This window comes from Methylocucumis oryzae, assembly GCF_000963695.1.
Taxonomy (GTDB): domain Bacteria; phylum Pseudomonadota; class Gammaproteobacteria; order Methylococcales; family Methylomonadaceae; genus Methylovulum; species Methylovulum oryzae.
This window is the reverse complement of record NZ_LAJX01000267.1, coordinates 1-11792: the sequence shown is the minus strand read 5'-3', so window position 1 is coordinate 11792 and position 11792 is coordinate 1. Positions and strand designations below refer to the sequence as shown.

At 42.6% G+C, this 11792-nt stretch carries 9 protein-coding genes and 3 pseudogenes; 4 read left to right on the top strand and 8 right to left on the bottom strand.

Annotated elements, in window-relative coordinates; all coding sequences use genetic code 11:
• Positions 1-78: 78 nt before the first annotated feature.
• From VZ94_RS27330 to VZ94_RS19700, 7 genes and pseudogenes are all read right to left on the bottom strand, one after another.
• A complete protein-coding gene (locus VZ94_RS27330; RefSeq protein ID WP_204369220.1) occupies positions 79-273 on the bottom strand; it encodes a hypothetical protein in 195 nt (64 codons plus the stop codon).
• Positions 236-742 carry an ABC transporter ATP-binding protein gene (locus VZ94_RS19725; protein WP_157844983.1) on the bottom strand — a complete coding sequence of 169 codons (507 nt, stop codon included), beginning with the start codon at positions 740-742 and terminating at the stop codon, positions 236-238. Before VZ94_RS19725 ends, VZ94_RS27330 begins: the two co-directional genes overlap by 38 nt.
• Complete coding sequence (locus VZ94_RS23770; protein ID WP_239650104.1) at positions 739-1161, bottom strand: ABC transporter permease; 423 nt, start codon at positions 1159-1161, stop codon at positions 739-741. The genes VZ94_RS19725 and VZ94_RS23770 overlap by 4 nt, the downstream gene beginning before the upstream one ends.
• Positions 1162-1820: 659 nt before the next feature.
• On the bottom strand, positions 1821-4469 hold the full coding sequence (pepN, locus tag VZ94_RS19715) for an aminopeptidase N (RefSeq protein ID WP_045780536.1): 2649 nt from the start codon (positions 4467-4469) through the stop codon (positions 1821-1823).
• Positions 4470-4477: 8 nt separating this feature from the next.
• Entirely contained in the window at positions 4478-4873 is a 396-nt protein-coding gene (locus VZ94_RS19710) for a DUF423 domain-containing protein (protein WP_045780535.1), read from the bottom strand.
• Entirely contained in the window at positions 4873-5394 is a 522-nt protein-coding gene (gene moaB, locus VZ94_RS19705; RefSeq protein ID WP_045780534.1) for a molybdenum cofactor biosynthesis protein B, read from the bottom strand. Before moaB ends, VZ94_RS19710 begins: the two co-directional genes overlap by 1 nt.
• A gap of 37 nt (positions 5395-5431) precedes the next feature.
• A pseudogene (locus VZ94_RS19700) lies at positions 5432-6782 on the bottom strand (DegQ family serine endoprotease).
• A gap of 159 nt (positions 6783-6941) precedes the next feature.
• Here VZ94_RS19700 and VZ94_RS19695 point away from each other — a divergent pair.
• The 3 genes and pseudogenes from VZ94_RS19695 (at position 6942) to metA (ending at position 9182) form a co-directional block, all read left to right on the top strand.
• Entirely contained in the window at positions 6942-7247 is a 306-nt protein-coding gene (locus tag VZ94_RS19695) for a DUF6763 family protein (RefSeq protein ID WP_045780533.1), read from the top strand.
• Between the two features lie 7 nt (positions 7248-7254).
• Positions 7255-8101: pseudogene (locus VZ94_RS19690) on the top strand (ATPase).
• 12 nt (positions 8102-8113) lie between these two features.
• Positions 8114-9182, top strand: a pseudogene (gene metA / locus VZ94_RS19685) (homoserine O-succinyltransferase MetA).
• A 108-nt stretch (positions 9183-9290) separates the two neighbouring features.
• Here the strand turns inward: metA and VZ94_RS19680 are convergent.
• On the bottom strand, positions 9291-10886 hold the full coding sequence (locus VZ94_RS19680) for a flavin monoamine oxidase family protein (RefSeq protein WP_045780532.1): 1596 nt from the start codon (positions 10884-10886) through the stop codon (positions 9291-9293).
• Between the two features lie 338 nt (positions 10887-11224).
• On the opposite strand from VZ94_RS19680, the gene VZ94_RS32590 reads away from it, so the two are divergent.
• Positions 11225-11452, top strand: a complete 228-nt coding sequence (locus tag VZ94_RS32590; protein ID WP_338040548.1) for a TOBE domain-containing protein — start codon at positions 11225-11227, stop codon at positions 11450-11452.
• Positions 11453-11792 lie beyond the last annotated feature (340 nt).

Sequence of the window (11792 nt, the reverse complement as noted above, 5' to 3'; positions counted from 1 at the left end):
CGATGATTAACAGGACGGTGGCTAGCAGTAGGCTGTGCTGTTTTAGCCGCGTGACTAATCGAGGTTGCTTGGATATCTTCATTTACGGTCGTTTTTGTAGGCGGCTAGGGCATCTTCTAGGTTGTCATACCAATCGGCTTGACCATTGTGTAAGTAAATACCCGCCGTACAAAACTGTTTTAACGTGCCTTCACCATGCGATACCATAATTAAGCTGGATTGTCCGACCAAGTTTTTAAAGGCATCTGCGGCTTTTTTTTTTGAATGCAGCATCTCCTGTTGCGGTGACTTCGTCTGAGATATATACGTCGAAATTAAATGCTAGCGATAAGCCAAATTGCAGGCGAGAGCGCATACCTGACGAATAGGTTCTAATAGGTTCGTCAAAGGCTGAGCCAATTTCAGCGAAATCTTGGATAAACGCTAATTTTTCTTCAATATCGGCTTCATGCCCATAAATGCGACACACAAATTTGGCATTTTGCCTGCCTGTTAGCGAGCCTTGTAAACCGCCACCAAAGCCCATAGGCCACGATACTTTGCAGCGCCGTTCAATGTGGCCTTTAGAGGGATAGTCTGTGCCGCCAATTAAGCGTAATAGTGTCGATTTGCCTGCACCATTACGTCCAACTAACCCTACGCTGACATTTTTAGGGATAACAAATGAAATGTCTTTTAGAACCCATTTACCAGGGCCATGGGTAGTTTGGTAGCGTTTATAAACCTGATCAACAATAATCATTTGGTTTTCATCGCTTGCTCAAAACGTCTATGCAACGCTAAGCCAAAAAAAATTATAATAATTGCGCATAAATACAAATAGCTGAGTTCTAATCCTGGCACAGGGTGATAATAAGGTGAGAAATAACCGCGTGCGCCTTCTACACCATGTAATAATGGATTAATCAATATCCAGCTTCGATAAGGCTCAGGAAGGTTTGCGACAGGGAAAATAACTCCAGAAGTTAAATATAAAAATTTGCCAAAAAAATCGAGCACGATATTTATTTTTGGAATTAACTCTGTAGCTACTGACGAGATTAGCCCATATCCTATTCCCATTAACCACATGCCCAAATAATCAATAAAAGCAAGCAAAGGCTCTTCTGGGATTAAGTTTAAACCAAAAAAACTAGCGCCAAAACCTAAGGAAACCCCTATTAATAGTGATGTAAAACCTTCTAAAAAGCCGCGAACAAATAATGCATCTATGACTTTTTACTTGCCTATAAGTAAAAAGGCCGAGATTAGCGTTAACAGCATTTTGTACTTGCTTAGACGATCTTTGGAATACTAGACTAAATGTTAAGCCAATGATTAGCCATGAGGGGGTATCCATACCGCTGACGGTGCGCATACGAATAAATGTGAAAAGTAATATCAATACTGTGATATGTAATAAAGGCTCTAGTAGCAACCAAACCCAGGCAATACGTCCAGCTGAAAGACGTGTACTTGCCTCACGCAAAAACAAGGCATTCCATACCGATAAGGTGATAGCTAGTGCTGATCTGGGGTGTTCATAATCGTATTGCATTATTACATCTTGTGTAAGTACGCCAGTCAGGCGGGTGGTAACGATTTGATTCCGGTTATTATTAATTAATATGCCGTTATCAGGCTTGATTTGTTTAAATATAGAGGAATTTGTTGAACTTGTTTCCTCATAGTGTGCAATCTTATGATGGGAAAATCAACTTTAAATAGAATTTAGTTGATATTTGAATTTTAACTAGATGAATTAAATATGGATTTGATATTTGAGACGGTCATGTATCGGGTGAATAAGCCACCCGATACCCAGTAAAAAGAAAAACGGCTTAGCTTAAGCTTTTGCTTGCTACTTCGTATAAATCGCGGGAAATATGCTCTGTGGCGATGATGCGCTCTAATTGGGCAATCATTAAGGCTTGTCGGCTGTCGTCATAGCGCCGCCAAGTCGTTAGAGGGCTTAGCATACGTGAGGCAAGTTGAGGGTTTAAGCTATTTAACTCAATGATAATATCGCTGAGCAGTTGATAGCCGGTACCGTTTGCGGCATGAAAATGCAGTGGATTGCCTTGGCTAAATGAGCCAATTAACGCTCGCACTCTATTCGGTGTTTTTAGCTCAAACGCTGGGTGTTTTAGTAACGCTAACACCGTGTCATAAGTATCAAGGCCAGGGCTAGAGGCTTGTAGCGAAAACCACTTGTCAATAACCAAAGGTTCGTGCTGCCATTGTTGGTAAAAATCCATTAAACATTGCCGCCTTGCATAATGTGGATTATTAACCATAACCGATAACGCCGCCATTTGGTCGGTCATGTTTTTAGCGGTTTTAAATTGTTGGTGCGCCCAGTTTTTAATCGCTGCATCATCGAGAGTTGTTAGGTAATGTAAACAGGTGTTTTTGATACGTCTGCGACCGATGGCTTCTGCATTAAAACAACCTGATTCGTCTCTATGCTGATTTAAATACCAAGTTTGTAGTGCTTGTTGTAAATTTTCGGCTAAAGTTTTTGTGACGAATTCGCGAGCTTTATGAATCGCGACGACATCAATAATAGGCATTTGCTCTGCTAAATAAGTCTCAGATGGTAAGCTGAGTAAAAGCGAGAAATACGATAAGTCTTGCCAGGATTGCGCTAATAAATTTTGGAATGCATCAATTAAAATTGGGCTAAGCTGCAACGCAAGGCCGTTTTGTATATCGTTAATTAATCCCAAAATGATTTGAGTTGACAATTGTTGCCCGGCATCCCAGCGACTAAACGTGTCAGTATCATAATTGAGTAAAAATGCCAGTTCATCTAAGCTTCGTTCCATGACCAGCTTGACCGGAGCCGAGAATCCTCGCAGCAAAGAGACTACCGGTTGTTCTTTAATATCGTTAAAGACATAAGTATGGCTTGCTTGGGTTAATTCTAAAATGAGTTCGTTCGCTAAAGCGGTGTTTGAGTTAACTTGGCAAGGGATAGGCGTGCCTTGTTGGTCGATTAAGCCAAAGCGAACTGGGATATGCATGGGTTTTTTAACATGCTGTCCTGGTGTAGCTGGACAATGCTGGTCAATATTAAGCGTTAGTGCTTGCGTTGTTGCATTATAGTCGCTTGTAACGGTCAGTACCGGTGTTCCTGCTTGGGTGTACCAGAGTTTGAATTGCTCTAGGTCGATTGGGTTAGTCGTTGTCATAGCTAAGACAAAATCATCGCAGGTTACTGCTTGACCGTCATACTTCTCAAAATACCAGTCACAGCCTTTTCTAAAGCCTTGTTCACCTAGTAACGTGTGCAACATACGCACGACTTCTGCGCCTTTCTCATAGACGGTGAGTGTGTAAAAATTATTGATTTCGATATAAGCATCAGGGCGGACAGGATGCGCTAGCGGGCCGGCGTCTTCGGCAAATTGTCGGGTGCGTAAGTTAATAACATCTTCTATACGTTTTACTGCTTTTGAGGTGCGATCTGCGGTGAATTGTTGATCGCGAAATACGGTAAAACCTTCTTTTAGGCTTAGTTGAAACCAGTCTCGGCAAGTAATGCGGTTTCCGGTCCAGTTATGGAAATATTCATGAGCTATGACACTTTCAATATGCTCGTAGTCGTAGTCTGTCGCTGTGTCAGGGCGCGCTAAGACAAATTTGGTGTTAAAGATATTTAAGCCTTTGTTTTCCATCGCCCCCATATTGAAGTGGCTGACAGCGACAATCATGTATAAGTCTAAGTCGTACTCACGGCCATAGACTTCTTCATCCCAGGCCATAGAGTATTTTAACGATTGCATGGCATGTGCGCATTTGTCACGGTCATGGGGTTCGACAAAAATCTCTAAGTTGATTACGCGCCCTGATTGCGTCGTATAAGTGTCGTGAATGCACTCAAGTTGACCTGCGACCAAGGCGAATAAATAACACGGCTTATTAAAAGGATCTTGCCAGCTTACCCAGTGTTTATTATCGCTTAGCTCACCAGAGCCGGTTTTATTACCGTTGGATAGCAGCACAGGATAACGCTGCTTATCTCCGATAATTGTTGTGGTATAACGCGACATGACATCAGGGCGATCTAGGAAATAAGTTATTTTTCTAAAACCTTCCGCTTCGCATTGTGTGCATAACATGCCATTCGACAAGTACAAACCTTCTAATGCAGTATTGGCTTTAGGGTTAATACTATTTTCGATGGTTAAAGTGAACTCGCGTTGTTGCGGCACATTAGCGATGATTAACTGTTCATCGGTTTGTAAGTAATCAGGGTGCGATAACGTTTGTCCATCAAGCACGACGCTATGTAACACTAAATTTTCCCCCATTAATACCAAATCGGCATTATCCGACGATGAACTTGGATTTTTAACCAGGGATAACTGAGTTTTGACTAGCGTGTTATCTTCAGCTAAATCAAACGTTAAATCGACGGTATGAATCAGATAATCAGGAACTTGGTAATCTTTTAGAAATATCGTTTTAGGATTAGCGTCACGCATAGCGGAACCTATTGATGTGGGTGAGTTGATGCTTGGTTTTTGGCGGCGTAAATCACCACCATCGTCCATGCACTTATAAAACATAAACCACCGATAGGCGTAATCATGCCTAACCAGTGTAGCTTGAGAATAGCCAGTAAATATAAACTACCAGAAAATAAAATAATCCCTGCTAGCATGAATGCGCCGGCGCGGATTAACAGCGTTGACGTTGGTGTTTGCTGAGTAAGTATATGCAACAGAATTAAACCTAAGCCATGCCAGATTTGGTAGTGTACGCCTGTTTGGTAAACGCTAAGCAATTCAGGCGTAATGAGCGCTTTTAGGCCGTGCGCACCGAATGCGCCGAAAATGACACCTGTTAATGTCGCTATGCTACCCCATAATAAAAACGGTGTTGCCATTAATGTTCCCGAAGTCTAGGAATAAGCTGTACAAGATTACATGGCTTAGTGCGGTAATCGAGTTGTTCTTTAATTAAATGCTCCCAAGCCGTACGACACGCATTGGGTGAGCCGGGTAAGCAGAAAATATACGTGCCGTTGGCCACTCCGGCAACAGCACGTGATTGTATCGTTGAGGTTTTTATATCTTGATAAGACAACATACGAAAAACCTCACCAAAGCCATCTAAGGTTTTATCCAATAACGGTGTTATAGCTTCCGGTGTACCATCCCGCCCTGTTACACCTGTACCTCCCGTTGTGATAACAATGTCAACAGCATCGTCGGCGATCCAATTTGAGACCGCCGACCGTATCTGATAGATATTATCCGGTACAATCGTTTTGGCAATAACGTGATGCCCCGCTATTTCTATGCCTTGTCTTAAAGCTTGGCCCGATCTGTCATCTGATTCGCTACGGCTATCTGATATGACCAGAATCGCAATAGCGAGCGGTATAAACGTTTGTGCCTCAGTCATGGTAAAACTCAACAGTAATGGTTAGCAGAAGTTAAGTTTACCTTAACATCAAAAAGAAGCCGTCCTGACCGCGTTGAATATTGATTAACAAGCCTGTGCTAGGGTTAATGACTTGTTTAAATTCTTCAAGATTATGGACCCGGTAACGATTGGCTGAGACGATGACATCACCAGGGCGCAAGCCTGTGCGCCATACTTCGGAGCTGGTATCGATTTTTTCGATTAATACGCCTTCAACTTGATTTTTTGGTGAGTCACTTAAAATCGTACCCCGCAGTTTTTTATGTAATTTTTCACCGGCTAGTTGTGGACGCTCAGGTTTGCCAATTTTTGCCACGACTTTGCGTTTTTCATTGCCGTGATAATAGTCTATCTCTACATCATCGCCGACTTGCAATAAGCCTATAATATTGCGTATATCATGGCTATTTTTAACGGCTTTACCATTAGCGCCTACGATAATATCACCAGGCTCTAAACCTGCCTTCGCTGCGGGCGAATTACTTTCGATACGACTAATGACCGCACCTTGTTTGTTTTCTAAATTAAACGCATTGACCAGGTCTGGTGTTAAGTCTTGTGAGGTAATGCCTAATAAGCCGCGTCTTACTTCGCCGTGCTTAATTAAGGAATCTTTGATGGACATGACCATATTTGACGGGATTGCGAAGCCTATGCCAACATTGCCGCCGCTAGGTGCTAAGATTGCAGTGTTCATGCCGATTAATTCGCCACGCAAGTTGACTAGAGCACCACCTGAATTGCCCGGATTTATAGAGGCATCGGTTTGGATAAAGTCTTCGTAACCTTCAATGCCCAAACCGGAACGGCCTAAGGCGCTAATAATACCTGAGGTGACGGTTTGCCCTAAGCCGAATGGATTACCGATAGCAACGACGAAATCCCCGACTTTAAGCTGGCTAGAATCAGCAATAGGTAGTGCAGTTAAGTGGTCTGCCGGAATGCGAATAGCAGCCACATCGGCTTCTGGGTCAGTGCCTACCAGTTCGGCGTTGAGCTGACGGCCGTCGTTTTAAGGTCACAGTTATTTTATCGGCTTTATCAATTACATGGTTATTGGTTAATACTAGACCTTGACTAGCATCAATAATAAAACCTGAGCCTAAGCTATTTTTTTGCTGTTGTTTTGGCAAATTATAAAAATGTCGAAAAAAAGGGTCTTGTAATAACGGATTGTCGTTGATTTGAATATTAGTGGATGTTGAAATATTAACAACCGCAGGCATACTGCGTTCCAGCATCGGCGCTAAGGACGGCAGCGGTTGGTTGTTAACTGAGAAAGGTAAATCGGCATAACAAATCTGACTTAATACGAGCAAAGCAGGACATAATACTTTGGCGTAGGTGCTGAAAATTAGTTGTTTCATAGATAATCCACAGTAGTAGTTAATCGGGCATGATAGACAATATATGTCTTAAATTGTTTAATACAAGAGTGGTCGTTTGCGTGAATTGAAACATTTAATGCCACGTTGTTATTCGCGTAAACTGTATAAATCCTAATCATTTTAGTAAAGAGGTGAAAAATGGCTACCATTGCAGATCCTATTGTAGGTACCTGGTATAAAGACTTAGAAAATAACCTGACATTTAAGGTTATTAACATTGAAGAAAACGACGATTCTATCGAAGTTCAGTATTTAAACGGCGACATTGGCGAATATGACCATGACAGCTGGTATGGCTCTACGTTTGACTATATTGAGGACCCGGAAGATTGGAGTGCGCCGTATGATGAATTAGAAGAGGATGATTTAGGGTATAGCGACCCTGATAGTCACGGTCCCAGTGCTGATGACATGGACATCGACGATTTCTTAGACGAGGAATAAACATACCATGAAAATGGGTAAACAAGAGTTTTTGGATTGGCAAGCCAAGCGAATTACTTTGCTTGCAATGTCAGGCGCGGGTAAAACAACATTAGCGAATAAGCTACCAAAATCTAAATGGTTTCATTATTCGGGTGATTATCGTATTGGTACTAAGTATTTGAAAGAACCGATTTTGGATAATATTAAAAAACAGGCCATGACCGTGCCTTTCTTAAGGGATTTATTGCTATCTGACTCGATTTATATCAGTAGCAAAAATTACCGTCGAGAATTTAGCAGCAGTATCAAGTTTTTTGGGTAAGCTAGGTGATGCAAAGTTAGGTGGCTTGGCCTTAGCTGAATTTAAGCGCAGGCAAAAATTACATTACCAAGCGGAAGTGGCTGCTATGTTGGATGTGCCAGAGTTTATTCATAAGGCCGAAGACATTTATGGTTATAAGCATTTTATCAATGATGCTGGTGGTAGTGTTTGTGAACTAGATAATCAAGAAGTGTTAACCACGTTGGCTCAGCATACATTGATTATTTATATAAAAATCCCAGAGACATTAGAGCAAACGATTATTCAGCGTGCGAAATCTGATCCTAAACCCTTGTATTACCGAGAAGCTTTCTTAGATGAAAAATTGGCAGAGTTTTTGGCGTTACGAAATTATCAAAGCACTGAGCAAATGCCGCCTGATGAGTTTGTCACCTGGGTGTTTCCAGAGCTTTATAAATCAAGGTTGCCACGCTATGAAGCGATTGCCGAGCAATTAGGCTATACCATAGATGCGAACGATACGGCAGCGATTAAAACTGAAGAAGATTTTGTGCAATTAATCGCCGATGCTTTAGCGGCTAAATCATAATGGGTGGCTAACATGCCTTTAGTTGCTCATAACGATTTACCCACATTTGAACGTTTGCGTGGTGAAGGCGAGGAAGTCATAGAGGCGGAGCGTGCCCGGCATCAAGATATTCGTGAACTGCATATTGGTTTACTAAACATGATGCCCGACGCCGCATTAGAAGCGACGGAGCGCCAATTCTTTCGCTTAGTGGGCGCATGTAATCAAATCGTTCAGTTTCATATGCACCCGTTTACTATCGAAGGCTTGCCACGTAATGCCAAAGCCAGCGCCCATATTGAAAAATATTACGAGCCGTTTAGTAAAATTAAACAAGATGGCTTAGATGCATTAATTATTAGTGGTGCTAACGTGACACGCCCAAGGTTGCCCGAAGAAGATTTTTGGTTGCCATTGACGGAAGTATTTTCGTGGGCGCGTGAAAATGTGACCTCAGTCTTGTGTTCTTGTTTAGCCACTCATGCGATTATTGAATACCGCTATGGCATTGCTAGGAAACGTCTGCCTAATAAGCGCTGGGGGGTTTTTGCGCATAAGGTGTACGATAAAACACATCCGCTAGTCGCTGAAATTAATACTCGTTTTGATGTGCCGCATTCGCGTTTTAACGAGATATTTCAACAGGATATGCAAGCGCAGGGTCTGAAGGTATTAGCAGCGAGCCAAGAGGCTGGTGTGCATTTGGCTGTCAGTGAAGATGGTTTTCGTATCGTGTTCTTTCAAGGTCATCCTGAGTATGATGATATTAGTTTGCTGAAAGAATATAAGCGCGAAATCATGCGGTTTTATCTGTCGGAAATCGACGACTACCCACCTTTTCCTGAGCATTATTTCGATGCGGCGGCGCAACAAATTCTTTTGGACTATCAGCAGCATGTTCGCTCTGCTAAATGTTCAGGATTGCCGTTAACTGAATTTCCTGAGTCGTTAATATTGCCAGGGCTTGATAATACTTGGCGCGATACCGCAAAAGCCGTATTTAATAACTGGTTAGGAAAAAGTTTATCAATTGACCAATCAAGATAGACGCAAGCTGTTTATGGACGGTGTTGATCCTAATAATCCGTTAGGGCTGCGTTAGGTTGATGAGCTAACTGACTCGCTGGCCATTAATTTTTATCGTATTTTGACGTTTTAGCATTTAACATTTTTAAGAGTCCAAAACGTGTTTTGGACTCTTATGGTTTAATCAACTACTAGCCATTTGAGTAATCACTAAATTGGCGGCTAATCGACCTGTTTCTGCGGCACCGTTCATAAAACCGTAAAAAGCATCGCTTAGGTGTTCACCGGCAAAAATTAAATGACCGACATTAACCTGTTGCTGCTCATCTGGATTATTAGAATCTATCCAAAAATAATCGCTAAACCGTGTTAACTGACCGGGTTTAAAATTAGCATAACCCCCTTGGGTATAAGGGCTTTGTGTCCACGAGCTGTGAACCACATGACCGGTAAAAGCAGTATTTGCACCTGGAGTAAATGTATTTAACCGCTCAGTGAATTGTTGGGCTAATGCGTCGACATTGGCAACACTAGCAAGCTCTCTTGCTTGTTTGCCACCTAAGAAAAAATTAAGCGCGGCATCGTTACGCTCCGGTTGCCGTTGAGTTTCATCCCAAATTTCTGACACACCTTTAATTCCCCAGGCAGCGAGGGTAAAGCCACTGTCTTGACGCCAGAAACGGTTGCTAAAACCAGCAATCACTTTTTCATTTGAGCCTAGTTTACCTTGCGCAATAAACTGTTTTAACCGTGTTGGTAGTTTGACGTTAACTGTAACGGTGTTTAAGGCAGGGAAGGGTATGGCTATAATCACATAATCTGCGTTAATGACCGAACCATCGGCAAAGCTTAACGTGTAACTGGCATCGGCTTGACTAATGGCTGTTAAACGCTTATTTAAATGAACCTGTTTGTCTAGGGTATTCGCTAAGGCATGGGCGATTTGTTGGCTACCGCCTATAACGGCAAACGCTTCATCGCTATAACTTAACAAATCTACGTGTTGACCGTTGACTACTGGCAAAATCGTGATGAGCTGCAGTGCTGACGAGGCGCTGGCTTCAACACCGTATTCGGTATGAATCATGCTGTGCAGTAGTTGTTTAATATAAAGCTTGGGGATTTTATCGGCGTGTAATTCTAAATAGTCCGCTACCGATAACTGGTCAAAAAACGGCGCGTTAGTGTCCCAATCTTCGTCTAATAATGCCGAGTCAATTGCGATTTGTGCCGCAATCGCGCGCAAATCATCGGCGAGTTCTGCTTCTGTGCGGCTAATGCCATTAAAGTAAAAAGCTTCTTTAGGATAGGGTAGGCTATCGGCATCTTCCAGCTTGTTAAACAGTTTAATATCAAAATCAGCGACTAAATCGAGCATGTCGGCATGGTCAGTATTAATCAATTCAGCGCCTATATCAACCGTTAGGCCGTTCTGAATTTGTTTAGAAAATGTTCTACCGCCTACCCGGTTTCTTGCTTCGTATACATCGGCGATAATGCCGACTTGTTTAAGTTGGTACGCTGCATTCAAGCCGGCAAGCCCTGCGCCAATAATGACAACATTCGCTCTCGGTGTGATTGGCACAGCAAATGCGTTAGTCGTTAAGCCACCTGTTAAGCCAAGTAAGCTCGCCAGGGTACTGGTTTTAATAAAGCGGCGTCTGCTGGTATTGGCAAGTTCTTTAGGGATGGGTAAAGGAAGGTGTTGTTCCTTTAAATACTCGTATCTAGCGTTTTGTAACGCCAAGATTAGTCGTCTAATTAGCGGGGTACGGCCCATTGGTTTCTCCTCATAGTGTTATTTCGTCATCGATTTTAGCAGTAATTCACGATTTAGAAACTGCTAAACAGACAAGAGGAATAAATAAACAATTATCGTTATATACTTTTATATATAATTTTTCATTGTGGGCTTACAACAAGCATTGTTAGCACAACTTAACCAGCGTCTGTTTGATGAATCAGACGTTTTTTATTTAGGAGGCTTCATGAAAGCAAGTGCGCGAAATCAATTTTTTTGGCAAAATAACCGATGTTGTCGTTGGTGTTGTTGTTAACGTAACGGTTTCGGTAGCGTTAAAAGGTGGTGAAACTATCGTGGCGTCGGTGTGACGAGAGTTGGCAGAGACTTTAGGAATTAAGGCCGGTATTGATGTGAGTGCCTTGGTCAGAGCACCACAAGTCATCATTGTATCCGACTTTGGTGGCTATCGTTTATCGGCCCGCAATCAGTTGTCTGGAACAGTTAGCCAGATTCACAAAGGCCAAGTAAATTCAGAGGTCGTGCTTGGCTTAGTCGACGGCGATACCATTATTGCTACGGTAACCAATGATAGTTGGGTTTGACGGAAGGTGCTGCCGCAACAGCCGTGTTTAAAGCCGGTGCTGTTTTATTAGGCGTAGCTGCTTAAAACGCAACAAAACGTCGATTCCCGGTGTTATCAGCCGGGAATCGACGTTTTTTGTTATAAGCTACTTTATAAACATGATTAAATCCATGCGCTTACGATTGTCGGTTACCAACTTAAGACGGGACAAGTCATTCAGAACGCAGGACGCCGTAAATACGTCCCTGTAGGCTTGGCGGCAGCATCCCTGCTGCCGACACCTGGAGCCACAAGGATGTGGTGAATGCAGAAAACGCACGACTGCAGGACGCAGAGCAATGCAGGAGCTATTGCCGAGG